The sequence below is a fragment of the Sphingomonas sp. 28-62-20 genome (assembly GCF_002281505.1).
Map to the genome: position 1 here is coordinate 125,089 of NZ_NCGH01000017.1, position 26,872 is coordinate 151,960.

The 26,872-nt window shown below is 61.9% G+C and carries 23 protein-coding genes; 9 read left to right on the top strand and 14 right to left on the bottom strand.

What is annotated here, in order from left to right; genetic code table 11:
* Nucleotides 1–292: 292 nt before the first annotated feature.
* Together B7Y43_RS14525 and B7Y43_RS14530 are read left to right on the top strand one after the other, a co-directional pair.
* A complete protein-coding gene (locus B7Y43_RS14525) occupies nucleotides 293–1,789 on the top strand; it encodes a carotenoid oxygenase family protein (protein WP_374132381.1) in 1,497 nt (498 codons plus the stop codon).
* Between the two features lie 98 nt (nucleotides 1,790–1,887).
* Nucleotides 1,888–2,334 carry a hemerythrin domain-containing protein gene (locus B7Y43_RS14530; RefSeq protein WP_374132382.1) on the top strand — a complete coding sequence of 149 codons (447 nt, stop codon included), beginning with the start codon at nucleotides 1,888–1,890 and terminating at the stop codon, nucleotides 2,332–2,334.
* 40 nt (nucleotides 2,335–2,374) lie between these two features.
* On the opposite strand, the gene B7Y43_RS14535 is transcribed toward B7Y43_RS14530, so the two are convergent.
* The 6 genes from B7Y43_RS14535 to B7Y43_RS14560 all read right to left on the bottom strand — a co-directional run bounded on the left by B7Y43_RS14535 (nucleotide 2,375) and on the right by B7Y43_RS14560 (nucleotide 10,648).
* Nucleotides 2,375–4,573 (bottom strand): molybdopterin cofactor-binding domain-containing protein, encoded by a 2,199-nt coding sequence (locus B7Y43_RS14535; protein WP_374132383.1) that lies wholly within the window; start codon nucleotides 4,571–4,573, stop codon nucleotides 2,375–2,377.
* A gap of 11 nt (nucleotides 4,574–4,584) precedes the next feature.
* Nucleotides 4,585–5,043 carry a (2Fe-2S)-binding protein gene (locus tag B7Y43_RS14540; RefSeq protein WP_374132384.1) on the bottom strand — a complete coding sequence of 153 codons (459 nt, stop codon included), beginning with the start codon at nucleotides 5,041–5,043 and terminating at the stop codon, nucleotides 4,585–4,587.
* A 104-nt stretch (nucleotides 5,044–5,147) separates the two neighbouring features.
* Nucleotides 5,148–5,942: a DUF1295 domain-containing protein gene (locus tag B7Y43_RS14545; protein ID WP_374132385.1), complete on the bottom strand. Its 795-nt coding sequence runs from the start codon at nucleotides 5,940–5,942 to the stop codon at nucleotides 5,148–5,150.
* Nucleotides 5,939–7,180: an acetyl-CoA acetyltransferase gene (locus B7Y43_RS14550; RefSeq protein ID WP_374132386.1), complete on the bottom strand. Its 1,242-nt coding sequence runs from the start codon at nucleotides 7,178–7,180 to the stop codon at nucleotides 5,939–5,941. Before B7Y43_RS14550 ends, B7Y43_RS14545 begins: the two co-directional genes overlap by 4 nt.
* 192 nt (nucleotides 7,181–7,372) lie before the next feature.
* A complete protein-coding gene (locus B7Y43_RS14555) occupies nucleotides 7,373–8,245 on the bottom strand; it encodes a hypothetical protein (protein ID WP_374132387.1) in 873 nt (290 codons plus the stop codon).
* Between the two features lie 663 nt (nucleotides 8,246–8,908).
* Nucleotides 8,909–10,648, bottom strand: a complete 1,740-nt coding sequence (locus tag B7Y43_RS14560) for a hypothetical protein (protein ID WP_374132388.1) — start codon at nucleotides 10,646–10,648, stop codon at nucleotides 8,909–8,911.
* A gap of 321 nt (nucleotides 10,649–10,969) precedes the next feature.
* On the opposite strand from B7Y43_RS14560, the gene B7Y43_RS14565 reads away from it, so the two are divergent.
* The 3 genes from B7Y43_RS14565 to B7Y43_RS14575 all read left to right on the top strand — a co-directional run bounded on the left by B7Y43_RS14565 (nucleotide 10,970) and on the right by B7Y43_RS14575 (nucleotide 14,498).
* Nucleotides 10,970–12,844 (top strand): hypothetical protein, encoded by a 1,875-nt coding sequence (locus B7Y43_RS14565; RefSeq protein WP_374132389.1) that lies wholly within the window; start codon nucleotides 10,970–10,972, stop codon nucleotides 12,842–12,844.
* 146 nt (nucleotides 12,845–12,990) lie between these two features.
* A complete protein-coding gene (locus B7Y43_RS14570; protein ID WP_374132390.1) occupies nucleotides 12,991–13,587 on the top strand; it encodes a sigma-70 family RNA polymerase sigma factor in 597 nt (198 codons plus the stop codon).
* Nucleotides 13,584–14,498 (top strand): hypothetical protein, encoded by a 915-nt coding sequence (locus tag B7Y43_RS14575; protein WP_374132391.1) that lies wholly within the window; start codon nucleotides 13,584–13,586, stop codon nucleotides 14,496–14,498. Before B7Y43_RS14570 ends, B7Y43_RS14575 begins: the two co-directional genes overlap by 4 nt.
* A gap of 53 nt (nucleotides 14,499–14,551) precedes the next feature.
* Here B7Y43_RS14575 and B7Y43_RS14580 read toward each other — a convergent pair whose 3' ends face one another.
* A complete protein-coding gene (locus tag B7Y43_RS14580) occupies nucleotides 14,552–16,201 on the bottom strand; it encodes a sulfatase-like hydrolase/transferase (protein ID WP_374132392.1) in 1,650 nt (549 codons plus the stop codon).
* 118 nt (nucleotides 16,202–16,319) lie between these two features.
* Between B7Y43_RS14580 and B7Y43_RS14585 the strand changes: the two genes are divergently transcribed.
* Nucleotides 16,320–16,688, top strand: a complete 369-nt coding sequence (locus tag B7Y43_RS14585; RefSeq protein WP_374132393.1) for a hypothetical protein — start codon at nucleotides 16,320–16,322, stop codon at nucleotides 16,686–16,688.
* Here the strand turns inward: B7Y43_RS14585 and B7Y43_RS14590 are convergent.
* The 5 genes from B7Y43_RS14590 to B7Y43_RS14610 all read right to left on the bottom strand — a co-directional run bounded on the left by B7Y43_RS14590 (nucleotide 16,685) and on the right by B7Y43_RS14610 (nucleotide 20,756).
* Nucleotides 16,685–17,758 (bottom strand): DUF2855 family protein, encoded by a 1,074-nt coding sequence (locus B7Y43_RS14590; RefSeq protein WP_374132394.1) that lies wholly within the window; start codon nucleotides 17,756–17,758, stop codon nucleotides 16,685–16,687. The two genes, B7Y43_RS14585 and B7Y43_RS14590, sit on opposite strands and share 4 nt — an antisense overlap.
* A 12-nt stretch (nucleotides 17,759–17,770) precedes the next feature.
* Complete coding sequence (locus B7Y43_RS14595; RefSeq protein WP_374132395.1) at nucleotides 17,771–18,208, bottom strand: hypothetical protein; 438 nt, start codon at nucleotides 18,206–18,208, stop codon at nucleotides 17,771–17,773.
* Nucleotides 18,205–18,834, bottom strand: a complete 630-nt coding sequence (locus tag B7Y43_RS14600; RefSeq protein ID WP_374132396.1) for a hypothetical protein — start codon at nucleotides 18,832–18,834, stop codon at nucleotides 18,205–18,207. The genes B7Y43_RS14595 and B7Y43_RS14600 overlap by 4 nt, the downstream gene beginning before the upstream one ends.
* An 82-nt stretch (nucleotides 18,835–18,916) precedes the next feature.
* Complete coding sequence (locus tag B7Y43_RS14605; protein WP_374132397.1) at nucleotides 18,917–19,744, bottom strand: formylglycine-generating enzyme family protein; 828 nt, start codon at nucleotides 19,742–19,744, stop codon at nucleotides 18,917–18,919.
* Nucleotides 19,737–20,756, bottom strand: coding sequence for a glutathione S-transferase family protein (locus B7Y43_RS14610; RefSeq protein ID WP_374132398.1), 1,020 nt, complete (start codon nucleotides 20,754–20,756; stop codon nucleotides 19,737–19,739). Before B7Y43_RS14610 ends, B7Y43_RS14605 begins: the two co-directional genes overlap by 8 nt.
* An 86-nt stretch (nucleotides 20,757–20,842) precedes the next feature.
* Between B7Y43_RS14610 and B7Y43_RS14615 the strand changes: the two genes are divergently transcribed.
* Both B7Y43_RS14615 and B7Y43_RS14620 read left to right on the top strand, forming a co-directional pair.
* Nucleotides 20,843–21,145 (top strand): SCP2 sterol-binding domain-containing protein, encoded by a 303-nt coding sequence (locus tag B7Y43_RS14615; protein WP_374132399.1) that lies wholly within the window; start codon nucleotides 20,843–20,845, stop codon nucleotides 21,143–21,145.
* A gap of 12 nt (nucleotides 21,146–21,157) precedes the next feature.
* Nucleotides 21,158–23,566, top strand: a complete 2,409-nt coding sequence (locus tag B7Y43_RS14620; protein ID WP_374132400.1) for an arylsulfatase — start codon at nucleotides 21,158–21,160, stop codon at nucleotides 23,564–23,566.
* 16 nt (nucleotides 23,567–23,582) lie between these two features.
* Here the strand turns inward: B7Y43_RS14620 and B7Y43_RS14625 are convergent, their stop codons facing one another.
* Both B7Y43_RS14625 and B7Y43_RS14630 read right to left on the bottom strand, forming a co-directional pair.
* Nucleotides 23,583–24,656 carry an MBL fold metallo-hydrolase gene (locus B7Y43_RS14625; protein ID WP_374132401.1) on the bottom strand — a complete coding sequence of 358 codons (1,074 nt, stop codon included), beginning with the start codon at nucleotides 24,654–24,656 and terminating at the stop codon, nucleotides 23,583–23,585.
* Entirely contained in the window at nucleotides 24,653–25,969 is a 1,317-nt protein-coding gene (locus B7Y43_RS14630) for a DsbA family protein (RefSeq protein WP_374132402.1), read from the bottom strand. Before B7Y43_RS14630 ends, B7Y43_RS14625 begins: the two co-directional genes overlap by 4 nt.
* Nucleotides 25,970–26,147: 178 nt before the next feature.
* Here B7Y43_RS14630 and B7Y43_RS14635 point away from each other — a divergent pair, with 178 nt between their 5' ends.
* Nucleotides 26,148–26,777 carry a TetR/AcrR family transcriptional regulator gene (locus B7Y43_RS14635; protein ID WP_374132403.1) on the top strand — a complete coding sequence of 210 codons (630 nt, stop codon included), beginning with the start codon at nucleotides 26,148–26,150 and terminating at the stop codon, nucleotides 26,775–26,777.
* The last annotated feature ends 95 nt before the right edge of the window (nucleotides 26,778–26,872 follow it).

A 26,872-nucleotide genomic window follows, 5' to 3' on the forward strand; every position in this document is an offset into this window, starting at 1 on the left:
GTTTGCCCCCAATTGTCTTGGTGTCATGCCGTGGTCACGCCACCAACGCCGCGCTAATTCATGCTGCGTCTGCTAACATACCAAACAAGTGCGGGCGCGGCCATATCATTGCAAGGGGGAGCATTTCGAAATCGGTCTAAAAATCAAAATAATGGCGGTCGCGCATTTGCCTTTCCGTCCAATCGATCCGGTGGTTGGCCTTTAGCGCCGCGCCTTACGCGCCACGCATGGCGCAAAGTCGTGAGACCGGGTAGACTGAGGCCCTTCGCCAACCAACGCCTGGAGCCGCGCTGTGCAGATCGATCGCCTTGCCCCTGTCCTGTCCACGCTCAAGCCCAGCAACCACCCCTATCTCAACGGCGCCTGGACCCCGCAGCATGAAGAGGTGACGGCGGTCACGCTTGAGGTGATCGAGGGGACGATCCCGACCGACATTGATGGCGTTTATCTGCGCAATACCGAAAACCAGCTCCACCAGCCGCTCGGCAGATATCACCCGTTCGACGGCGACGGCATGATCCACCAGATCAGCTTTGCCAACGGCACGGCCAGCTATCGCAATCGCTGGGTGCGCACGCGGTGCTTCGCGGCCGAGCAGGAAGCGGAAGGATCGCTTTGGGGCGGGTTGATGGACCGCGCCGGCACCTCAAAACGCCCAGGCTTTGGCGCGCATGGCGGCATCAAGGATTCGTCAAGCACCGACATCATCGTCCATGCCGGCAAGGCCCTGTCGACCTTTTACCAATGCGGTGAGGGCTATCTGCTCGATCCCGAAACGCTCGAATCGCTCGGCGTCGCGCCCTGGGTGCCGCTGGACGGGATTTCGGCGCACCCCAAGGTTGATGAGCGCACTGGCGAACTGATGTTCTTCAACTATTCGAAACACGCGCCGTTCATGCATTATGGCGTCGTCGATCGTGACGAGCGGCTCGTCCATTACATCCCGGTGCCGCTACCCGGGCCACGTCTGCCGCACGACATGATTTTCAGCGAAAACTGGTCGATCCTCAACGATCTGCCGATGTTCTGGGACCAGGAATTGCTGAAGCGCGATATTCATGCCGCCCGGCTGCACGATGGATTGCCGAGCCGCTTTGCGCTGATTCCGCGCCGCGGGAGCCCGCAGGATATCCGCTGGTTCGATGCCGAACCCACCTACATCCTCCATTTCCTCAATGCCTATGAAGAGGGCGACGAGGTGGTGATGGACGCCTATTTCCAGGACAATCCGCAACCAGCGCCGCTGCCCAATGAGGATGGCTATGGCCATATGATGGCCTATGTCGACGAGCATAGCTTTCAGCCCAAGCTGCACCGCTGGCGCTTCAACCTCGCCGACGGCACGACCAAGGAAGAACGGCTTGACGACCGCATCCTGGAATTCGGGATGATCAATCAGCAAGTGGCAGGCCGCAAGCATCGCTATGTCTATTCGACCACGACCAAGCCCGGCTGGTTCCTGTTCAACGGCTTTGTCAAACATGATCTCGACACCGGTGAAAGCTGGTCGCTGATGCTTGAGGAAGGCCGCTATGCCAGCGAAGCACCCTTCGCGCCGCGTATCGGCAACACGGCCGAGGATGACGGCTATCTAGTGAGCTTCATTACCGACGAAAATCGCGGCACCAGCGAATGCGTGCTGATCGACGCGCGCAATATCGAAGCGGGGCCGGTGTGCCGCATTGCCTTGCCGCACAAAATCTCCAGCGGCACGCATAGTTGGTGGGCCGACCGGACCGTGCTGCGCGATGAGCCGGAATCGCGGGAGAGCACCGCCCATATTGGGTAACTCGCCCCGATATTGTACGGTCCCCTGCCCCCTGATCGAAATTTGCACACCTGTTGGCAATATCTTCCCCGGCATTTGGTTGCGGGGAGTATGTGACCATGAGCTATCAAAAACTAATCGAAGAACATGACCGGATCGATGCGGCGCTAATCGGGCTGACCAATATCTTGGAGCGGCCCGACCGTGATGTCTCAGCGGCGGCAACCGCGCTTGACCATTTGGCAGACGAACTGCGCACCCATTTGGCGCATGAAGATGTGATGCTATACGATGAGCTGATTGCTGCCCGTAAACCCGCGTTTGCCAGCGCCGTCGACCATTTCAACCAGCAATTCGATGTCCTGCGCCGCGACTGGGACAGCTATCTTGAGGCGTGGAAGCCCGAGCAGATCAGCGCGAACTGGAACAGCTTTCGCACCGCGACAAAATTGATGATCGAACGGCTCGCTGAACGGGTCGCGGCCGAAAATGATCTGTTATACTGCACAGCCCTCCAGGCAGGGGTCATCACCCTGCGTGAGCCACAGGTTGCGGCCGCTGCATAAAAGCCGCGCCGCACTGCCTCTTGCCTTACCGCTTCCTCGCTCAAGCCTTGGCCTGCGCCAGGATCGGTAGCTGGCGAACGCGCTTGCCCGTTGCCGCGAACAGCGCATTGGCAAGCGCGGGCGCGGCGGGCGGCAGGCCGGGCTCACCCAGGCCGCCCATCTCGTGCCCGCTATTGATGAAATGCACGTCGATGATCGGCGCATCGGCGAGCTTCAGCACGGGATAATCGTTGAAATTGCTCTGTTGCACCGCGCCCTTGTCGAGCGTGATCGCTTCGCCGATCGCGGTGGACAGGCCCATGACGATGCCACCCATGACCTGCGCCTCGGCATTGCGAGGGTTCACCACGGTGCCGCAATCGACAACCGCCGTCACCTTGATCACCTTGGGGCTGCCATCGTCATTGAGCGTTGCCTCAGTGACATGCGCAGCAATGGTATTGAACGATTCGACAATCGCGATGCCGCGCCCCGTACCGGCGGGCAGCGGCGTTCCCCATCCACTGCGCTTTGCCACTTCCTCAAGCACCGCGCGATGGCGTGAACCCGGTTTCAGGTGCCGTTTGCGGAACTCAAACGGATCGACACCAGCGGCATGGGCCAGTTCGTCGATAAAGCTCTCGGTGAAAAAGCCGTGCTGGGTCGCATTAACCGATCGCCAGGCGCCCACAGTCTGGTTGGATACCTGCTTGAAATGCCGCCGCGTAGCCGCAGGCAGATCATAAAAGAAGGGCACTTCCCTCAACCCGTCCTCGGGCTGGGCGAAATCATATTGCAAGGCGGTAATCTTGCCGTCCCCGCCGACAGCCCCTTTGATGTGCGCCGAACTTTGCGGGCGATAGGCGCCCTGCGAAACTTCTTCCTCGCGCGCCCAGATCAGCTTGACCGGATGGGGCACTTGCATCGCCACCCGCGCCACCTGATCGACGATTTCCATGTACATCGGCAATCGCCGTCCAAAGCTGCCGCCGATCAGCATCGGGTGAAAAGTGACCTTGTCGGGCGCGAGGCCAGCGGCCTTGGCGGCGCCCATCTTGGAGGCCAGCGGGTCCTGCATCCCGCCCCAAATCTCTAGCGTGCCGTCCTTGTGATGCGCGGTGAGCGCAAACGGCTCCATCATCGCATGATGCAGGAAGGGCAGCCGGTAATCGGCTTCGACCAGCTTGGCACCGCTTGCCTTGAACCCGGCATCGACATCACCACTGCCCGCCGTCGCGTCAGGCTTGTTGGCCGCGCGCAGCTTGTCCTGATCGGCGAAGATCGACGCGGTCGAAATGCCGCCATTGCCGCCATCGCTGAATTTGGGCGACAGCGCACGCGCCCCCTTCAGCGCCTGCCAATAGCCCTTGGCGACCACAACGACCGCGCCGTCCAGTTTGATCACCTGCTCAACGCCCGCCACCGCCATTGCCGGGGCGGGATCAACCGAGACGAGCTTGCCGCCGCGAACCGGGGCAGCAATCACGGTCGCGACGCGCATGTCGGGCTTGATGACATCCATGCCATATTGCGCGGTGCCGTTGACCTTGGCCGGGATATCAAAGCGGGGCACCGATTTGCCGATGAACCGGAAATCCTTGGCCTGCTTCAGCACCGGGGCGCTGCTCAGCGAATGCGTCGCCGCTTCAGCGGCCAACGCGCCATAGCCGAGCGCGCGGCCTGATTTGGCATGGGTCACCTTGCTGTTGGCAGTGGTCAGTTCGGCTGCCGGCACACCAAGCCGCTTGGCGGCGGTATCGATCAGCGCAAGCCGCGTCGCGGCACCAATCACCCGCATCCCGTGTTGTCCGGTGAAGCGCAGGGCCGACGAGCCACCGGTAATCTGCAGATCCAGCGACCGCGTGATCATCGACGCCACCGACATTGGCAACGCGCCGACGATGCCCGGTGCCCCAGTCATCTCGGCGAGAAATCCGCGGCCAAGCGGGACATTGGCGAATGCCGATTCCGCCGGCGCCGAGACGACCTCAACCTTGGCCCAATCAGCATCCAGCTCCTCGGCGAGCATTTGGGCAAGCCCGGTATTCGATCCCTGGCCGATATCGGTATGCGGCGAATAGAGCGTGATCTTGCCGTCGTCGCCGATCCGCAGCCAGGTGGCGAAGTTATGCCCGTCCTTGCCATTGGTCAGCGTCGCGGCGGTCGATCGTGCCGCGCTATCGGCATATTTGATCGCGAAAATGCCGCCGCCGACAACGGCCGCGCCGCCAATCAGGAAGGTCCTGCGGATCATGCCCATCGTGGTGCTCCTCAAGCCTGGCCGGCAACGGCGTGGATCGCCGCGCGGATACGGGGATAGGTGCCGCAGCGGCAGATATTGGTCATCGCCGCGTCGATCTGTTCATCGCTGGGCTTGGGGCTCGCGGCCAGCAAGGCGGCGGCCGCCATCAACTGGCCCGATTGGCAATAGCCGCATTGCGGCACCTGGTGCTCGATCCAGGCGGCCTGCAATGCGTGCAGGGTACCGTCGGCATTGCCGAGCCCTTCAATGGTCGTGATCGATTTGCCGGCAATATCGCTGACCGGCACGCTGCACGATCGCATCACTTCGCCATCGATATGGACGCTGCAGGCCCCGCAGGCGGCGATACCGCAGCCAAATTTGGTCCCGGTCATGCCAAGCTCTTCGCGGATTACCCACAGCAAGGGGGTATCGGGTTCGGCATTGAACGTTACCGGCTTGCCGTTGACCGTTGCTTCGATTGGCATCCTGCCCCCCCGATGATCGCATGGTGATGGGTTTCGTATAACAACCTAAATCGCTGGACACTACCGGCTTTGATCACCTGGCCGTAAAGCCAGCGTCAGACCTGCTACGCTGCGTTGGGCCACCAGGGGACGAAGCCGCTGGTGCGCCGGACATAGTCCTCATATCCGGGCCTTTTCCGCTTTAGCCGTCCCTCGATCGTCGGTACGCCCGACCATTTCATCAGCGTCCAGGTCAGCAATATCGGCCCCGGCAACGCCCACAGCCCGGTCATGCTTTCGGCGGCGATCAGATACAGCCCCCACCACGTACAGGCATCGCCAAAATAATTGGGGTGGCGGGTATAGCGCCACAGGCCAGTGGTCAGCACCTTGCCCTGATTGCCGGGGTCGGCGCGAAAACGGACAAGTTGCCAGTCGCCAATCGTCTCAAAGGCAATGCCGATCAACGCCACCACTATGCCGATTGCTGCGACGGTGCCGATAGCGGGCGTCGTATCAAGCTGACCGAGCTGAACCGGCAGGCAGACGATGAACAGCAGCGGCGCTTGCGTCAGATAAACCATCCGCGCCGATGCCTCGCCAAAGCCCCAGCCTTTCGCATCCTTGGCCTTGCTGAACATCGTGACATAGCGGCGATCAGGGCCATGGCTGCGCCAGCGCCACAACAAATAGCCGCCCAATCGCACACCCCAAAGGCTGCATAACGCCATCAACAACGCCTTGCGCGTCGGGTCGCCATCGGTCTGCAGCCAGCTCGCCGCGCCGAGCGCGACCATGCCCAGCGCCCAGACGCTGTCGATCGGGGTGACATCGCGCGTTTTGAGCGTGACCAGCCAAAGAATGAAGAACAGCACAGCCATTACCAGCGCATTGGTCGCCAACAGCGAAACGACGCTCATGCCGCCATGCCAAGATCGGCACGCTCGACGATGAAGCTCGCCGAGGTGGTCGTCGAACCGCCAATATTGAGCGTCTGGACGCGCCTGGCACCGTCGACCTGATAGTCACCGGCGGTTTCAGTCACTTGCTTATACCCATCAAGCAGCATCCGAACCCCGGTCGCCCCAACCGGGTGGCCAAGCCCAATCAACCCGCCCGACGGATTAACCGGCAGCGGTCCGCCCATCTCAATTCTGCCATCCTCTATCGCGCGCCAGCTTTCCCCCGGCGCCGTGATGCCAAGATGGTCGATTTCCATATATTCGCTCGAAGTGAAGCAATCATGCGTTTCAATCGCGTCAATCTGGGCGATGTCGGCAATGCCGGCGCGCGCGCGGGCATCAACCACCGTGCGGCGGACCTGCGGAAAGACATAGGGCTGGCCCTCGCTATCCGCGATCTTGCGTGCATAGCTGATCGGTGCGGAGCGGTGCCCCCAGCCCGCGATCCGGGCCAGACTTTCAATGGGGATACCGCGCTTGGCGGCATAAGCGGCGGCCCGCGCGGGCGAGGCGAGGAAGACGACGGCACTGCCATCCGTCACCTGCCCGCAATCCATCTTGCGGACGCGGCCCTCGACGACTGGATTGGCGGCGTCATCATCGGTGAAGCTTTCAGGCGAGAAGCTATAGCCGCGCGTTTGGGCGTTGGGATTGCGCTTGGCATTGGCGAAGTTGATTTCAGCGATCCGGCGCAAATGGGCAGGGTTCAGCCCATGACGACGATCATATTCCGCCGCAAGATCAGAAAAGGCGCGCGGCCACACAAATTCTGCGTCGCCAAATTCATGGCCTGTCCAGGCCGCGCTGCCCAGATGCTGCGCGGCTGTCTTGCCGGGCACGTTGCGCATCTGCTCAATCCCGACAACACAGGCGAGGTCATAACGGCCTGCCTCAATCTCTGCCGTCGCCGCCAAAATGGCGACGCTGCCAGAGGCGCAGGCCGCTTCGTGGCGGGCGCTGGGCAAACCATCAAAGGCCGGGTCGACCAAGCCAAAAAAGCCGCCGAGCAATCCTTGGCCTGCAAATAATTCAGCGGTGAAATTGCCGACATGGCCGGTATCGACCTCGCTAGCGTCGAGCCGTGTCGCCTCGAGCCCCGCCTGCACGCACTGCGTAAAGGCATCGGCGATATCCATTCCCTGCCGGTGCCAATTCGCGGCAAAATCGCTCTGCCAGCCCCCCAGGATATAGACCATCAGCGTGCGCTCCCCATTTTTGAGGGGTTGTCGCAACTTCGCCGCGCTTTGGCAATTGGACATGCCGTCTCTACGGCACTGGCGGGATGTCGATGGATCAAGGGAGCTTAGCAACCGCTCATACGATGCGGGCTGGCGACCCGCCCGTCAGCGAGCCTCGCTATCGCCGCAGCATGCTCCTCAATCGCTCGTTCAGCCGCGCTGCACCTCGCACCAGGCAATCGTGCTGGTCGCGTCACGCCAGGTTTTGGCGCGCAAGCCACGTTCATTGGCGATCCGGGCGAGGCCCGATTCAGTACGATAACACAGGTCCCAATCCATCACGCCTTCCATCCAGCCGACGCTGCGATGATTGGGCACGAAAATCGCCAGAATGAACCGGCCATGGGGCGCAAGACAGGGATAGGCCAGCCGATACAATAGCTGCAACGCCGGGTTGTCGACATAATCGGTCAGGCTGGGCGCATAGATCAAATCGAATTTCCGGCCACTTTTGATCGCCCTGCGCAGAAAGCGAAAGCCAGTGCTTTCAGCGCAATCAATGCTGCCGCCATGCTTTGAATCGACGACACTCAGCGCCATCGGATCATGATCAACCGCGACAATATTGCTGACGTCCTTGCCGATCAGGCCATCCGCTTCGCGAAAATGGCCGCAGCCCAGCACGCAGATCTGATTGCCATCAGCCCAGGCCTGCTCGATGATCATCTCGCCATCCTGCCGCCGCTGGCGCACCGCCTCTGCTGCCTGAAAGGCAGAGGTGACCGCGAAAATATCCGCACCCAGCCGGCTGGTCTCCGCCGGTGGCTGACGATCATAATAAAGATCGATCAAAGCGGCGTCGCCGGCATAGCCGCGCGGCTTAGTGACACAACGCGCCGTCGCGGGATCCTCCATCAGGATGCGATACAGCTCATGCTGCTGGAGCGACGCGCGCATGTCCTTCCACAAGGCGCCCGATCCATGTTCCCTACCCAGTCGGGTGGCCAGGCCATGGACCGCGACATCAACATTGCCATCCTCGAGCAACCGGATAGCGTCGTCATAAAAGCACTCGATCTGCATCACATTATCTCACGGTTTGTCGTGGAGGGGGAGGAAGAGTGACCAAGAGGACAAGGTCCATGGGCCGCCATCAGCCGGGTCGGTCGCGCAGCGGGAGCTGGCGGGTTTGCCCAACCAAAGCGCGCAAGGGACATCGGCAAACGCCAATCCCCGCTTACCTTGGAGCCCGTTGCAGCATTTGCCCGCGCAGCCGAGCGGCGATCAGCGGTCGGGGCAGTGCCCGCGCCCGCAGCACGGCCCGGGGTCTGACGGCGATACGCGACCGCGCCCCGGCCCTTGGCCGCTGCGCAGCCTGAGACCGCAACATCGTCAGCCGGGTTGCAAAAAGCGTGGCTTCCGATCGGGCGTTGTCCTCCAGCGGCGCAGCATCGCCATGAACACTGATTGACTGGAGCGGTACCATACGCAGCAAATCAATCTGGCGCGCGGCCACGCCACTCCGCACCAGATGCGTGTCGATAATCATAGGCTCTTGCCCCCCACACACGACCCGAAACCTTCGGGTATCGGACGGCAATATCTACGCAATGCGCGTTCGGTCGTTGTGAATGCGGCGTCCCAAAAGCGTGAAAAATTGCCGCCGGCATCCGCCGCGACATGAGGCGCTAATCGCTGATGTTGATCGCTCGAAAGACCAACGGTGCTGCCAATGCGCCGGGGAGTTCAGGCTGACATTGGGCCGATCGCTCTGCTGTGCAGCGCCTGTTCGAACAGCGCCTGGTGCTGCGGATCGTTGAACATCTTGATAACCCCGGCATAATCGCCATCGCCCAAGGCAAGGGCAGCCTCGCGGGCGATTTCCGTTTCCCCGATCAGACTGGCGGCAACGTAAAGCCCCAAATGCCTGATGAAAGCGCCATTGCCGTCTTGCGCTGCCTGCTGGAGGAAAAGGAACGCCTCTTGCGCCTTGCCCTGTTGCAAACAGGCCAGGCCGATGCCGCATAATGTCTGCGCGCGGGCGCCGGTTGCTGGATTAATACGAAGCGCCAGTTCCAGCCGATCGCGGGCGCGATCCGGCCTGCCACTGGCGATGTCCACCCAGCCGCCCCAGAATAATGTCGGCTGGTGCGCCGGCAGCAGGTGCAGCGCATGCGAGATGATCCGATCAGCAACCCCCATATCGCCGCCAATATTGACCAGTGTCCCCGCCGCATAGCCAAGCGCCTCGACATTGTCCGATCCGAACCGCATCGCCGATTGATAATGGATGATCGCCCGGCGCAGGCTGGCCTCATAATCCGGGACCAGCCGCCGCAAATAGATGATGCTGTGGCAATAACTGGCGAGCGATGCCGCCCAGGGACAGGTGGGATCCTGCTCCACCAGCTGTTCGGCAAGCGCCGTGGCTTCGAACAGATGCTCCTTGTCGCCGCTGCGAAACAGCGCGTTGGCGCGCCAGTAAAGCTCATACCCGCCCGCAGGCGAGCCAATCATCCGCAGCCCGCGCTGGCGCTCCGCTATGTCAACCTTGCTCCAGATTTGCGGGGCAATCCGGTCAGCGATCTCGCGTTGCAGCACGAACACATCGTCCGTGCAGCCTTCGAACGCCTGCGCCCATACTTGTTCGCCGGTTTCCCCGTTGATCAACACCACCGACAATCGGAGCCGATCGCCCGCGCGCATTACCGTGCCATCAAGCAAGTAGCGCACGCCAAGCCGGTCAGCAATTTCCGGGCGGGGCAATTGCTGGGCTGCCAACGCCCGCGCCGAGCTGCTCGCGACGATGAATAATTGCGGGTATTGCGACAAGATCACGCCTAGCTCATCCGCGATCCCCGCGCCAAGCCAGCCATCGTCATCGGGCAATGATGCAAAGGGCAGCACGGCCAGCGAGGGTTTCGGGGGCAGTCGCGGCGACCGATTGCTGAGGATTTCTTCAGAACTCGGCAGATCCATGCCCAGAATCTCGGGCCCCGACGGCAGGACGTCCGCCGATTCGGGCAGGTCGATCGCGATCATATCGCGTACCCGATCCCGTTCGGCGCGCAACCAATCTTCAAATTCCTCACAATCGCGCAGATCGATACCTTCCAGAAAATCACTGGAAAGCGACGACTTGTGCTTGGCCATTTGCAGGCCGAGCGAAAAGATATCGACCTCAAGCTGCTCGATCGCCAGGCCAATCCGCTGGGTGCCACGGACCAGCAGATGATCAGCATCCATCACAGCCAACTGCTTGGTTAGATTAGATAACTCGCGACGAAGGCTGGTTTGCGCCTGAATATCTTCCCGGGTGCCCCACAACATATTCTGCAACCAGCGACGCGAACGCACGCCGCTAGGCGAAACGATGATCAGCGCAATCAGCGCGACCGACTTCTTGCTGGTAATATCAATGCGCCGCCCATCCGGCGTGAACAAGCCGAACGGGCCGATCAGATCGAGCCTGTATTTCTCCATCATCCGTTACGCTCCCGGCATCAAGAATTAGTCTACCGGTCGGGCATTACAAACAAATTCACGTTTTTCGGACGCAGCGATTTGTAGCCTTGCGTTGCGATATAAAGGCGAATCGCTGGCATCATAGCAAGCCAAAGGCTGGGAGGGCGGTGCTGATATGTTGGCAATCGAAGACGATGCTGGTGCTGCGGCACAGCATGACCGGTTCAGCCTCCAATGGCGCTCGCCTGCGCAAAACCCTGCCTGCCGCCCTGTGTAAATCGCTTTCCTTGATGCGCGCAGGCGGCCGCGCTTTTTCATCCTATCTGCGGGGAACGAATTTTCATGCCAAGCATCAGTTATGACGCCTTTGTGCCATGGACGAATTATCATCTGACCATTCCACCGATCGCCCCCAACACTGTTTTTCCAGCGCTGCGCGTAGAGGATTTGGGGCGAATCTATGCGGCAGATACGGCGGGGATGTCAGGCCTGAAGCGCTTTGTGGCAACGGCGGTGCGACTGCATGAACATATCACGCGCGTTGCGGCGATGCAGGCCGACAAACAGGCCAAGGGAGCACCGCTGGAGGGCCCCTTTGCCGCCGGGCTGGTCGGGCGCGGCTGGAGCTTTGCCCCGCTGATCGGCGCACCGGTGTCGCAGCTGATGTGTGATGGCCTGGCCGGCTTCTCGATGGCGAATGCCCGTGACATTCACGCGCGGTGCCCAACCCGCGCCGATCACATCGCTTTCGCCAGCGGCGGCACCCGCCTGCGCGAACTGGTGCGTTGGGCCGAGGGTTTTGGCCTGACAGTAACCACCAGCGGCACCCATTTGGGGCCGACATTAGCGGGCGGCTTTGGCACGGCCAGCCATGGGTCCTCGCTTGGTTATGGCGGGCTGCAGAACATGGTGCTTGGCATGCATCTGATCTGCGGCGCCAGCGAACATGTCTGGATCGAACGTCGTTCGCATCCCGTGCTGAGCGACTCTGCTATCAAGCAGCTCGATATCGGCAGTGGCAATCCAGTGCGGGTGGTGCGTGATGATGCCATGTTCGAGGATGCATTGGTGCATCTTGGCGGCATGGGCATCGTCAATGGCGTCGCCATCGAACTCACGGATAACCGCGCTTATGGCTTGCTCAAGCGCAACGTGCCGATCACTGCCGATTGGCTGGCGGAGATGTCCTGTGGCCAGTTTGGCAAAATTACCAAGCGGCTTGGCTATTCGGGCAGCCCGGCCTTTTATGAATTGACGATCGATCCGCACGCCCCGTTCGGCACCAGCGCGCTCCACACCATGTATTTTGCCGCCAACGGCAAAACCACGGTGTCGTCCACCCATGCCGGCCTGATGCGCCCAGGCGACGCCGTTTGCGCCATGGGATCGGCAATGGCCGAGCGGTGCAGTACCAATGTAGAAACCGTGGCGAAGCCAAAGAAAAGCGGGAAGACAGCGGCTGCACCGCCGCCCGATCCCACCGCCGCTGTGCTGCGTCAGCTGCTGGACAATAACAATTCGGCCTATGATTATTATCGGAACAAGGGCCAATTTGATCCCGGATTAATGCCCTTCAAGCCGGGCCCCGGGGGCGCCACCAGCTATATATGGAGCCAGTTGCACGGCGACGACATTACCGGCGGTATCCCCGGCGCGCTGTACAACGCTTCTTTCTCGGTTCCGCGCAGCGATTTGCACAAGGCGATCCCGTTAATCTGCACCGCGGTGAAGGGTTTGCCGGGGTCATTCGTGTTCACCGTCCGCTTCGTCTCCAACCCAAGCGGCTCGCTTGCCTTCACGCGTTTTGAAGAAAATGCGGTGATTGAGATAGACGGGCTCTCGCCGTTCATCTGCAATCTTCAGGCTACCCAGCTGCCGCCCCAGACGCCGCAGATCGATAAAATCCGCCAGATTTTGGGGCTGCTCGCCCAAACGCTGCCAGCGGGCGCCGCCCTGGTCCGCCGGACGCTCGACAGCGCGCACATCCCTTATTCGATGCATTGGGCAAAGCTGGGCGATCTCGACAAACCCAAGGTCTATGCCGATTTTGGCAACCCGAATGAATCGGATTCGATGATCCGGCGCTGGCGTCAGACGCGGCACGCGCTGCTGAGCCCGCTTGGCCGCGCCATCTTCTGGAACGAGGCGCTGGTGCGCTATGGCCTGCTCGACCGGCCCACGGCGCTGCCCCCTTATCCGCCTGCCGCGAAAAGTTAGGACGGCAAGCCCCTCCCTTCATTATCCTTACATTTGGCAATCTGCATTCGATCAACAGTCAAGGGCTGTTTCACCGACACATGGCGAAGGGTTTGTCGCTATGCCACGTTGTGCGGCCATGACACGAACAACGGGATAGCACGGGATTGAACCGCCAAACGGCGATGATCGGCAATGACGCGCTTGGCGATGACGCGCTGATGGCGCGGCTTGCTGCTTGGGATGCTCAGGCTTTCGCGCTGGTGGTTGATGGTCATGCGCTGACGATCCGGCGGATCGGCTATCGCATGCTGGGCGATGCCGCCGAGGCCGAAGATATCGCGCAGGAGGCGTTGGCGCGGCTGTGGGAACATGCGGCGCGCTGGCGTCCGGGCGGGCCCGGCATTGGCGCCTGGCTGCACCGCGTTGCGGTCAACGCCTGTCTGGACCGGATTCGCAAACGCCGTTTTGCGGGTGACGGCACGCTGCCGGATCGCGCCGATGAGGCACCGATCGCCGATGTGCTGATCGATGCCGAACAACAGCGGGCAGCAGTTGCCGCCTGCGTTGCCGCGCTGGCGGACCGGCAGCGCGCGGCGATCGTGCTGACCTATTATGAAGGATTGTCAAACATCATGGCCGCCGACGCGCTCGACATGAACATCAAGGCGTTTGAATCGCTGCTGCACAGGGCTCGGCGTACGTTGCAGGATTCCCTCCAGCGCGCCGGGCTGATTGACCCATCGGCGATGCGCGCCGCATGACCAGCTATCCCCCCGCCCTGCCCGAATCCAGCGGCTTCGATCCTGCCGTGGCGCGCGTGCTTGATCGCTTTGACGTACCGGCACCGTGCGCTGGTTTCCTCGATCGCCTGGCGATGATTCCGGACAGGCCCCTGCCCATGCCTTTGCTGCCGGCCCGCCTGCGCTTCCGTTCTGGCAGCCGTGGACCATGGATGCGGCGCACCACGATCGGTCTGGTTGCTCTTGGGCTGGCCAGCGCGACCGCCGCCGCTGCCGGGGCGTTTGATCGCTTCGATTTCGACATCCCCGTGATCGCCCAATTGTTCGTCCCGGCGCCAGCACCTGCCCCGGTTCAGGTCGCGACCAAAGCCAAGCCGAGCGCGACCAGATTGCCGCCTGCACGCGCTGCCAGCACGCCGATCGCCATGCCGACCGTAGCGCCCCTTACCGCGAACCGAACAGAACGGCTCGAACGCTTCCAGGCGCTGCCAATGCCGGTTCGGGCAATCGCGACCGAACGCCTGGTGACGCGGATCAAGCGACGGCTAGCCTGGCGAGGCGTTGACGTGCCCCGCGCCGCAATCCGCGCTCACGTGATCGCGCGCACCGGACAATCCGACTTGCCTGTCGGCCCGCGATGGGCGCGGCGTGCACAGTATCGCGCGGCGCTGATCGCTGCCCCGCCCGGATCGCTTCCGCCCCGATTGGAACGGCTGCGGGCACGCATTCTGTGGGCGGAAGCCAGTACAGGGGGCGAGGGTGCACGCTCAGATGGTCTGCCCCGCCCGGACAGCAGTGCCGCGCCCGGCGGCCCAGCCACCGCCATCCCGCCAGCGGCACGATCAGCGACCCCAACCGCCGACCCCGGAATGGCCAATCCATCGACGGCGGTCGAAGCTACCCCGTCAGCCGATCTTGCCACTTATCCTTAGGCCGCGCTTTCAACTGCACGTTTCCCCGTGCCTTTGGTCAGCCAGCGCACCGGTCAATTCGACCAGTAGACATATTCCTGACCCTTCTTCCACGGCGTGTTGAGTGGCACGTCGATGCGGACGGGCGCGTCGATCAGCGCTGGCCAGAGCGGTTTGGGCATACCCTTGTCATGCCCAGCGATTAACGCGCGCATCGCGGCAACCCGGGCAGGATCGGCAAGCGCCAGATTATGATGCTCGGTCGGATCAGCGGCGAGATCATAGAGCCAGGCCTTGTTGGGCCGCTTGGCGATTTGCAGCTTCCAATTACCGGCGCGAACCGCCTTGGTCTCCCCTGATCGCCAGAACAACAGATCATGCGGCACGGCCGGCGTCTTCGCCTCGGCGGTCGCCAGCAAACTCACCGTGTCCATCGGGCGATCGCTGGGGATCGCTATGCCAGCTGCGGCAGCAGCGGTCGCAAAAATGTCGAGATGATGCGCAGGGCCAGGCAATTTGGTGCCCGGGGCAATTTTGCCGGGCCAGCGCAGCAAGAACGGCACCCGAAGCCCGCCTTCGAAGAACGTCGCCTTATAGCCGCGGAAGGGGGCGTTGCTGTCCTTGATGCCGGTGTACCACGCGCCGCCATTGTCGCTGGTGAAGATGACGAGCGTATTGTCGTCAATCCCTTCGTCCTTCAGCGTTTGCAGCACCCGGCCGATATCGCGATCCAGTTGGCGGACCATACCGCCATAAACACGGCTGGTATGGTCTTTGATCTGCGGCAGCGCATCATAATCGGCCTTGGTCGACTGTAGCGGCGTGTGCGGCGCGTTATAGGCCAGATACAGGAAGAAGGGCCGGTTCTTGTTGGCCTTGATCGCGGCAATCGCATTATCGGTATAATAATCGGTCAGATGTCCCTTGGGGGCAAAACGCTGGCCGCCATTCCACTGCACCGCATAGGGCAGATTAGGCCACAAAAAGCGGTCAATTGGATCCCAGGCCAGCTTGGCATTGACGACATCGGGCGATTCCGGCGGCATGAACATGCCCCCGCCCGCCAGGAAGCCAAGCGCCTCGTCAAAGCCCTGGCCGGTTGGCTGTAACGGCTTGGCCTCACCCAGATGCCATTTGCCAATCTGCATCGTGTGATAGCCGCCGCCCTTCAGCAGATCGGCGATGGTGATCTGATCGTGCGGCACGCCCATATCGGGATAGTCGATCAGGTCCTTGGTATATTCCTCATGAAAGATCAGCGGCAGCGGCCCGCCATGCGCGCCGCCGGCGACCGCGCGGGCAAAGGCGACCGGCACGGCGGTGAACTCGAAGCCGAAGCGCGTCGGATACCGCCCAGTCATAATCGCTGCGCGCGACGGACTGCAGGTGGCATTGGCGGCATAGGCGGTGTCGTAGCTGGCGCCCTGCTGGCCGATCGAATCGATATTCGGCGTCTTGACCAGCCCGCCGGCAATCCCGCCGCCGAAAAAGCTGATGTCATTATGGCCAAGATCATCGGCCAGGATGATGATGATGTTGGGCGGACGCTTGCCAGCGGGCGCTGTTACCGGCCCTTTGGCCCATGTAACCGCATGATTTGGCGCAATTGGATCCCGCCAGCGCGCAATGATGCCGGGGATATAATATTTATACTGCTGGAACGTCGCATATGCTGCGCCAGCGGCCACCGCCAGGACGATCAATCCGATAACGATTCGCTTCATGCTATCTCTCCAGCCGCTGTCGTCGCGCGACAGTCGGACTCATATTACCAAATGACACTCAAAACGCCAATAGTTTAATGTCAGGGCATCAAGCGAGGGCAGGACAGTGCAGAAAATAGTGGCTCGGGGATTTCTGGCGCTGGCCGGGGTATTGGCTATCGGGCTCTGGGCGATGATCTGGTTTGATCAGCCGCGCTTCGCCGCCCAACTCGGGCCCAGTGCGACCACGCCACTCGCGGCCGCCACGCTGCGCGCCGATATCGGCGGTTTCTTTGCTGCCTGGGCGATCGGCGCGCTGCTCGCGGCATGGCGGGCGGAGGGCCGCTATGTGCTGATGCCGATGCTGCTGCTCGGCCTCGCCTTTCTGGGCCGCCTCTATAGTTTCGCGCTGACCGGTGACGCCGCCATCCTCTCGCCAATGGCGATCGAAGCAATATTGTTCGTCGCGATGCTGTTGGCCAGGCGCGCGCTGGGCAATCCCGCCTAGAAACGCAGGATCAATCCGCGATCGGGCGGAGTCTGGCCCGATGCCATGCTTCGATAGGCCGCCGCAATCGCCTCGCCCCCCTGGTCATGAACGATGGTGACGCGGTCACCCAAGGTGGCGCAAAAGGCGATGTTGGCGGCCTGCGCGCGGCGCATCATCTCACCCCGGCCCCATTCAGTATCGCGCTTGGCAATCTGGCCGGGCGCAAAGAAAAAGGCCGGGCGCGCGCCGGGCAAGGCCTGGCCTGCGCGCGGCGCTTCCCAATGCGTCGCACCCACCCCAATGCTGGCCTTAAGCTGATCGCCGAAATGGTGATGAACCGTCGCGACAACATCGCCATTGCCCGACATATCGACAAATACCGTTGGTATTGCCGGATCAAGGCTGGCGACGCCGGCATAATCAATCACGTGATCATAATAGCCAAGCCCTTCAACAAAGGCGATATTGCCCGGCGATGTCAGGCCGACAACGCGCTGATCGCCGCGATCTTTTAGATAATGAGCCAGGCCAAAGGCCGTCTTCGAAGACGCGCTGCCCAAAATCACCTGCGCCGCCCCGAACCCTGCATTATCGGCGATATAATCATCGAGCACATAGGAGGTGGTGAACAGCGGGAAGAGCAGGCTGCGCAAATCGGCCATCGCCGTCAGCACGGGCGCATCGTCATTGGTGCGGGCGTAGAGATTATAGACATAGGGCAGTTCCTGGCGGTGAGCCGCCCCATCCGTAAAGCCGCTTGCCGAAAGACGCTCTGGCCGCATCACCAGATCGGACGCCATGGGCAGGAACCCCCAGATTGTGGTGCCGACCGCCACAGCTTCACATTGCGACTCGGTTACCGTGCCGAAGCCCCAGATCGGCACGCTGCCCCAGCCGGTTTCGGCATCGGGGAAGAAGCGCCAATAGCCGATCTGCTCGCCCGACAGCGCATAGCTGATGTTGTTGGCGGTCAGCGCAAAGTCGCCGACAGTGACGCGCACCTCGCCCTCGGCCAGCAGTGCCGGCGCGCGCTCGGCAAGTTTCGCTTCGCTAATCCGGGCGCGGTTGACGAGCAGCTTGGTGGTCATGGCAGGGTCTCCTCAGCCGCGTCTTTGCCGCAAGGAGAGCCAGAGGAACAGCAGGATTAGCGGCACCAGCAGCGCGCTGGCATAATGTTCAGGCGGATGGTGACCAGTCGGCGATGGCTTGGTCACCCACGCCGTCAGCGTCAGCAAGCCGCGCTCGACTAGGCTCAGCGCAAGTAGCATCGGCACCAGCGGCCGATACCATAAGGCGATCGCGATCATTACCAGCCCATGCGCAATCTGCGTCGATCCCGCCCAGGCAAAAGCACCGATCAGCGCGGCCGGATTGCTGCCGAGATCAATCCCGGCAATCACCCCTGCCCCGCCATCGGGCAGAAAGACGTGAATCATGCCTGGGATCACCCAGCCGATTCCGAGCAGCAGCAGAAAATGGGCGGCGAGCGGACTACCGCGATAGTCCCGATTGGTGCTGGCGGGCAGCAACCCGTTCACAGCGTGAGGGAGAGCAGGTGCGTGATCGCTGCCACCAGCGCGATGACCAGCGCCAGCCACAGGCGCGGGCCGACATAAAATCCCGCCATCGGCATGGTCGGGAAGGAGAAGGTGGCGAGCGTACCGGCGAGCTTGTCCGGATGCGCAGCCTCAAAACGCGGATCAACCACCAGGTTCATCATGTCGCGCCGACTGCGATAGCGCATCAGCCCGATGATCGTCCAACCAGGATCCTCTTCGGTGCCCCAGCTGTCCATATAGCCGCCGATCTTGCGCCGAATGATCGCTGGATGCCCGCCATTGGCGATCAACACTGGCGTGAATTGCCGGGCATAACGCTGCAGCAGCGAAACGCCGGGCACCATCGCCCCACTGACAGGATCGGCAACCGGGGTGAGATTGGCCTTCACGATGTTGAACATCAGGAAATCCCGGCCGTCATCGGCTTCGATGAATTGGCGCAGCCGTTCAATCGCTTCGGGCGTCGTGTCACTGCGCCCATCAAGCAAGTGCAGATAATGCGCGATTTCGTCACTGGTCAGCTTGCCGCGCCAGTTATCATACCAGCCTCGAAACAGCAGATAGACAAGCCCAGCAATGCCCCAGATCAGCCACCCGTCGACCATCGCCATCCCCCAACCAGCAGCCTATCCCACACCCCCCAGGCATCGGACGAAAACATTGGCATGTTAAGTGCCAATAGTCGAGTCAGTCATCGCGGGCGAGGCGGAAGCCGATATGCGCGCTGGTCATGCCCGCAGTGACGGCGATGCGCGCGGCGGGGCGATAACGCTGGCAATAGTCCGCAGCACACAGAAACGAGCCGCCTTTGGTGATGATCAGTGTGTCCGGCGCCGCGTCGGGTGCACAGCAACCGCGCGTCGGGGCTTCGTCCGACATGGCCGGGGTCGTCGTCCATTCCCAAACGTTGCCGATCATGTCGAACAGTCCATAGCCATTGGCGGGATAGCTGCCGATTGCGCTTGTCCCGGCCCGACCCCCGCGCGCGAAATACCACAGAAAACTGCCCGTCCAGATATTGGCCAACAGCCGGTCGTCGGGCATCAGCCTATCGCCCCAGGCATAATCAGCATCGCTCAGCCCACCGCGCGCCGCCGCCTCCCACTCCGCCTCGCTTGGCAAGCGCCCGCCCGCCCAGGCGGCAAAGGCAAGGGCATCGGCCTGCGACACATGCACCACCGGATGATCCTGCCGGTTAGCGATTGTCGAGCCGGGGCCTTCTGGCGCGGACCAGCAGGCACCATCGACAAAATGCCACCAGGCGGCCGGATTCGACAGATCGACCGGCCCCTCGGTCGGCCTGAACACGGCCGAACCCGGCCGCGCCGATGATTCAGCGCTGGTGACATGGCCAGTTGCCGCGACAAAGCCCGCAAAATCGGCGTTGCTCACCGGGGCATCAGCGATCGCAAAGCCCGCCAGATCATGCCACTGCGCGGGCCGCTCTTCAGGATAATGGCGATCGGAGCCGCGCTGATACCGGCCCGCTGGAATCGCCACGAAGCGGTCAGCCATCCGCAAACAGCGCCACGCACCCCGTGCCCGACAGCGCGTGATTGACTCGCGCCTGTGCAGACTGATCCAGCGCCTGATACTGGCTGCGGAGCGCGGCCAGACATTTGGCCTGATAGGGAAAGGGCGCCTGTTCCCATACCCGGCCATCGATCAGCGTGCTGACGGTGCCGATGCGGTGCTGCACGGCATCGGCATTAGCCAGCAACAGCGGCACATAGGTGCGCCCAATCTCCCCCAGCAACGCGTTGATCGTTGTCGGCAAATGGCAGACATCAACCCAGTCAGTCCCTTCTTCGCCGGACAAATCCTCCATCACATGCGCCCAAGCAATGACGCGCGGTGCCTTGCCGGTCGCCTGGCCCATTGGCGTGGGATCGAACATCGCGAGCTGGGTGAGCTGACCATAAAGCGCAAAATCAGACGCACCCGGCCGGTTGCCAAGCAGGAAGGGATGCACGGCGAAATGTCGATCGAGAATGGCGAGCAACCGCTGATAGCTCGCCTCGATCGTGGCACCGGTAACAGCATTGGAGCCAACATAGCCAAGTCGGCCAATCTGGCGATCAGCAAAGCTGTCACCCATCGTCTTCAGCTCAGCATCGGTGAGCGGCTTGCCGAACCAATTTGGCAAAACCGTCGCCGATTTGACGATGTCTGCATCGAACGACCAGCGATAATGGAACATCGCCTTGGTCAGCCATTCATCGCCATAATCCTCGATCAGCGCATCGATCAGCGCCAGCGCAGGATCACCGGGAATGACCTGACGCCCCTCATGCTCACGCTCAAGACGGCGGATGATCGGCGTCGAATCGGTCATCGGCACCAGCGTTGATTCGTCGTCGGGGAAATAAAAGGTCGGCAGCAACGGCACTTTTGGCGCGGGCAGCGTTTCAAGCGCCTTGCGCATTTGAACAAAGCGATACGGTAATCGACGATAGCGCAGCACCGCCAGCATCTTGCGCGTATAGGGGGAGCCCGGCGAGCCAGCGATCAGAAGGGGGTCAATCATCGCGCGCTTCCTATTGTCCCGGCTTGCTTGTGCCCGGTCGCCGGTGTTATTGGCACTGATAATGCCGATAGATAAAAGGATCAATCATGGCCGAGCTGGGGGACATTACCGCGATCATGGCGGCAAACGAAGCCTTTGTGCCCGGTCGACGGATCAAGTTTGATTTTGGCGATGCTGGGGTGATCCTGCTGGATGGTGTCGCCGCTGCGGTGACCAATGAAGATGCCGCCGCTGAAACCACGCTGAAGATGTCGCTCGATAATTTCAAACTGCTCGCCAAGGGCAAGCTCAATCCGACAATGGCGTTCATGACCGGCAAGATCAAACTGGAGGGCGATATGGGCCTCGCCATGCAGCTGCAGGCCGTGACGGCGAAGATCAAGCTCTGAAGGGGGCGGACAATGGCGGATTCAGCGGATGATAGCGCGGGCAAAAAGGGCATTGATCGCCGCTCTCTGCTGATCGGTGGTGCGGTGGGTGCAGGCGGGGCAGCGGTGGTCGCGGCTGGCGGGCTTTACGTAAAAAGTCAGCTGACGCCTTATATCGCGCCAACCGCCGTTGCTGACGGTGACCCGCCTAAAATCGCACAATCCTATGCCGATTCGCACCCGGCGCGCGGTGAAAAGCCCAAACCACCTGCAGGCGCGCCCAACATCGTCGTCATCATCCTCGACGATGTCGGCTTTGCCGATCTTGGCTGCTATGGCAGCGACATCGAAACCGCCGCGATCGACGCGCTCGCCGCCAACGGCCTGCGCTACGCCAATTTCCGCACCACCGCGATGTGCTCCCCGACGCGCGCGAGCTTCCTGACCGGGCTGAACCATCACAATGCCGGCATGGGCTGGCTCGCCGATATCGATAGTGGTTATCCCGGTTATCGCGGCGATCTGACCCGCGATGCCGCCACCTTGCCCGAGGTGCTGAAGGACGTCGGCTATGGCACCTATCTGTGCGGCAAATGGCATGTAAACCTGTCGGCGAGCAATGGCCCGGCTGGGCCCTTCCACAATTGGCCGACCAATCGCGGTTTCGACCATGCCTATTGGTTTCAGGGCCATTCGACTGATTATTTCCGGCCCGGTGCGATCTTTGACGGTACCACCCTGGTCGATATCACCGCGCGGCCCGATGCTGACAGCTATTACGCGACCGATGATCTAACCGATCAGGCGATCGGCTATCTCCGCACCCACCGCACCATCACGCCCGATCGGCCGTTCTTTCTCCAGCTCGCTTATTCGGGCGCACACTCCCCGCTCCACGCCAAGCCCGCGCTGCGCGATCGCTTCAAGGGCCGTTTTGACAAGGGCTGGGATGCGGTTCGCCGCGATCGGATCGATCGCCAGCGCAAGCTCGGCATTGTCGAGCCAACCACACAGCTCCCGCCGCTCTCCAAAGGTGCTGATGCCTGGGATGGCCTGACGCCCCAGCAGCGCAAGGTCTATGCGCGCTATATGGAGGTCTATGCCGGCGTCATCGCCTCGCTTGACGAGAATATCGGGCGGCTGACGGCAGAGCTGGAGGCGCTTGGCGTGCGTGACGACACGCTGATCGTTCTTTTTTCGGACAATGGCGGCTCGCCGGAGGGGACGCCGGCCGGCACCCCCAATATCTTCGCGTCCGCGCTCGGCCGGGCGATACCGCTCGACGATGCCGAAAAGCTGCTGCCGGAGATGGGCGAGAAGGACACCTTCCCGCATTATCCAATGGGCTGGGCCAATGCATCGAACACCCCCTTTCGCCTCTACAAGCAATTCACCAATCTTGGCGGGGTGGCTGATCCGCTGATCGTCAGCTGGCCCAAGGGGATCGCGGCCAGGGGCGAAATCCGCAAACAGTTCGTCCATGTCATCGATCTGTTCCCGACACTGCTCGACGCCGCCAAGGTCAAGCGCCCCGAACTCTATCAGGGCCGCCGCCAGAAGCCCGTCGACGGGGCAAGTTTTGCCCCGACCTTTGCCTCCCCTGCTGCCGCCACGCGGCGCGAACAATATTATGAGCTGGGCGGCTACCGCGCCTATGAAGAGGGCAAATGGCGGCTGGTGACGCTGCATGAGCGGGGCAATAGTTTCGACGCCGATGCCTGGGCGCTATATGATCTGTCGACCGATCCGACCGAGCTCACCAATCTGGCCGACCGCCACCCGGACATTGCCGCCTCGCTCAAGGCGAAATGGGACAAGGCAGCGCGCGCCAACAATGTCTATCCGCTCGATGATCGCAACCTGATCGTCAAGATGAGCCAGCAGCGCACGGCCGAGATCAGGCCGTTATGGGAATTTCGCCCGCCCGTGCCTTACCTGCCGGTCGATGCGTCACCCTTGGTTTGCGGGCTTGATCACAGCATAGAGATCGCGATTGATCGGCCGGCCGCTGTCATGGACGGGGTGCTGGTCGCGCATGGATCGGCCCCAGCGGGCTATGTCATCTATCTGAAGGGCGGCCAGCTTTTCTATGACAGCAGCCTGATCCCCTGGACCGAACGGATCGCCGGTGGGCCAGTGCCGGTCGGCAAATCCGTCATCCGCTATGTCCAGAAGATGACGGTCCGCCCGTTCGACGGCGGCGGCACATTATTCGTCAATGGCGAACAGCGCGCGACGCACAAGTTCGACAAGATCATCGCCTCACCCAGCTATGACGGCATGTCGATCGGTCGCGATTTCGGCGCGCCCGTCTCCACCGCCTATAGCGGTGCCAACCCCTTTGCGGGCACGATCGAGCGCGTGACGATCAAGGTCGATAGCCGCCCACCCACGCTGCAAGAAATCCGCAGCTTCATCAAGGCGATGCAGATTAAGGTGTGAGCCGCCTGCCGCCGCTTTAAAACCGGCGGCGGACCTCGATGGCATCGCTTTGGGCGGGAAGCAGCACTTCCTCGCCATCATGGCCGATTTCCAGCCGACCATGATAACGCGACCGGGCATCGCCCAGAAACGGCCCCTCCAGGATCGAATAGGGCAAGGGCGGCACGATATGCGTCAACAGCAGCATCCGCGCGCCCGCGCGCTCGGCAATATCGGCAGCTTGCTGTGGGGTGGTATGATAGGTCGGGATATCGTGGAAGATATGTTCCAGGTTGGTGCGACCGGCTTTCTTGGCGGCCGCCTGCATCATGCCGACCATGTTGGTCGCCAGCGCTTCGTGCACCAGAATATCCGCCCTTATCGCGGCACGCTCGACTGACTTGGCGGGTTTGGTATCGCCGCTGACCACGATCCGTCGGCCCTTATAGGCAAAGACATAGCCATAAGCCGGATCGACCGGCCGATGATCGACACGGAAGGCGAAGACCTCCAACCCATCCTTGGACAGGATCAGTTTCTGGTCGCCATTGGCCGGCACATCCTGCGGCAGCGCCACCATGCCGAACGCGGCGGGCTGCATCACCTGGGGCCCGTGATGCGCGATCCGATAGCCGCGATCGCGGCCGTAGGCGGTGTTGAAACCGGCTACCACGGTATCGACGCCGAGCGGCCCATAGACCGGCAAGGGTGCTGGCGAGCCGCTCGTCCCCCAATGCTGCAGCATCAGCGCGCCGAGCGAATCGATATGGTCGGAATGAAAATGCGTCAGGAACACTGCTTCGACGCGGCCCGCGCCATAGCCCATCCGCCCGAGATTGCGGACCCCGCCCTCACCGATATCGACCAGATAGACGTGGCGCCCCGCGGTAATCACGGTGCATGGCCCGGCCCGATCGGGCGACGGCATCGGCGATCCGGCACCGCATAACGCCACGCCAAGCCCATCGGGCCGTCCGGCAAAGGGATCACCAGTAATCGCCTGCTCGATGCCGCGCTCAAACAACGCCACCGCAAGCTGATCCCGCATCAGCCACAGCCCGGCAGCGATCAGCCCGAGCAACACCGCCGCGATCCCGATGAAACGCTTCATGTTTGTGTCCTGTCTATCGCCGTCAAGCCCAATGCATCGCGCAGATCATCCTCGACCCGCCACAACCGATCCTGCCCCCACCAAGCGGGCCGATCATCGACCTGGAAGGAGGGAACGCCCCACAGCCCAAGCGCAAACAAATCGGTGCGGTTGGCCTCCGCGACGTCTTGCCAGGATGGGTCCGCAAGCGCGGCAGCGACCGTCCCGGCGTTGATCCCGGCGCGCGCAGCGGCCTTTAGCAGCCCTGGATCGCTCGTCATGTCGATCCCCTCGGCAAAAGCGGCGCGCAGAAAGGAACGAGCAAAATCGAGGCCCAAGCCTTGCGGAATCGCATGGTGCAGCACCGCCAGCCCGCGCTCCACGCCAAGCCCGACTGGATCGTGGATCGTCCCAAAGGGGATACCGTGGCGCGTGGCTTCGCGCTTGGTATCAAGCGTGATGTACATCCGTTTCGCGCCAGGCACGGGCAGGCCGCGCATCACCATCGGCAACACGAATTTCAGGCGCAGATCGGCTCCATAGGCCGTCGCCAGCGCCCCGATCCGTTCAGCAGCCACCAGCGTGTAGGGCGATCGAAACGAAAGGTAGAAATCGATGCGGGGTCGCGTGACTGGCGCTGACAGAGAAGGCGGCAAGGCCCCGAAATCGAGCACCGGACAGATCGGTGCGCCCACATCATCCCCCCGCAGCCGCGCCTCAAGATAGTGCAGCCGATCGACGCCCCAGTAAAATTCGCCCTCAAAATGGGTTGTTGAACTGAGATAATGGCCGAGCTGCTTCCGCGTCGCCTGCCCTTGCACCAGCAGCGCGGCGGTTGATGCATCGTCAAGACGACCATAAAGTTCAGCCATCTGGTCAAGCGCGGCATCGGGCGCGCTCGACAAGCAGGCGCGGGCAATTGCGATCATCGCCTCAATTGGCCGGTCGGTATCCAGTGCCGCCGCCGCAATCGCTTGCGCCCGGGCGATCGGTGCCGCACCGGGCCGGCCATCCCCGATTGGTTCGAGCTTGAGCGCGTCGGCCAGCATCTGTGCATCGCGGCGACCATAATCCTCCAGCCGCGCCAATTCGGGGGCCGCCGCTGCCTCTGGCGCGGGGACAAGATGCAGCCGCAGGGCCAGGCCATAACGCGCCGTCATCGCCGCCACATAAGGCAACGCGACCGGCCCATAGGGATCGTCGACCTGGAAGAAGAAGTCCGCCGTCATCGCCTTGCCCCCAATGCGCCGCGCAATCCGATGCCGCGCGCGACGAAGGTCCCGCAGCCCCGCGCTGGTCAGGGTGGTGGTCACCAGGCGGCGAATGGCACTCATCGAGGGTTCCTATATTATAGCATGGGCAAGGACAAAAGAAGTTTCGCACTTTAGCTTTTAGGCTGAACACAGGCGAAAATCTCATCGCTGTTAATTGGCGTTATATATGCCAATATCATCAAAAGCGTGGATCGCTGGACGCTGCGCCCCCGATTGCTTATGCCATGGTACCACCGTCATGAAATCGCAACCATCCCCTCCCGATCGCGCCCGCCGCCAACCTCAACCGGATCAGGGGCTGGACGGTCGCCATTTGCGCAGTCGCGCGACCCGCGCCAAAATTGTTGACGCGCTGTTGACGCTGGTGCGCGACGGCGACGTCGCCCCCGGCGCGGCCCAAGTGGCGGAGGTAGCCGGCGTTGGCCTGCGCACGGTGTTCCGCCATTTCGACGAGATGGAATCGCTGTACCGCGAAATGGCCGAAGTGATCGAAGCGCAGGTCATGCCAATCATGCTCAAGCCGTTTGAGGCGACCGGCTGGCAAGACCGGGTGCGCGAAATGGCCGATCGCCGGATTGGCATTTACGAAACGATCATGCCGTATCGCATCTCGTCCAGCATCAAGCGCTTTCAGTCCGAATTTCTGATGCAGGGCTATCACAAGCAATTGCAGCTGGAACGCACATCGTTGCACGCGATCCTGCCACAGGCGGTGATCGATGACCCCTCCCTGGCGAGCGCGATTGAGGTGACGATCAGCTTCCAGTGCTGGCGGCGCCTGCGCCATGATCAGGGGCTGGTAATCGACGATGCCCGGGCGGTGATCCATCGGTTGCTTGAATCGGTGCTGGCGAGCAATCCGATCTAGAGCGGTTTCCGACGATGGTGAATCGATTGGGGATTCCCACGGCTGACTTTTTCTGATTCACGATCTTTGCTGGTGAGGGAGGCCGGCAGAGATGG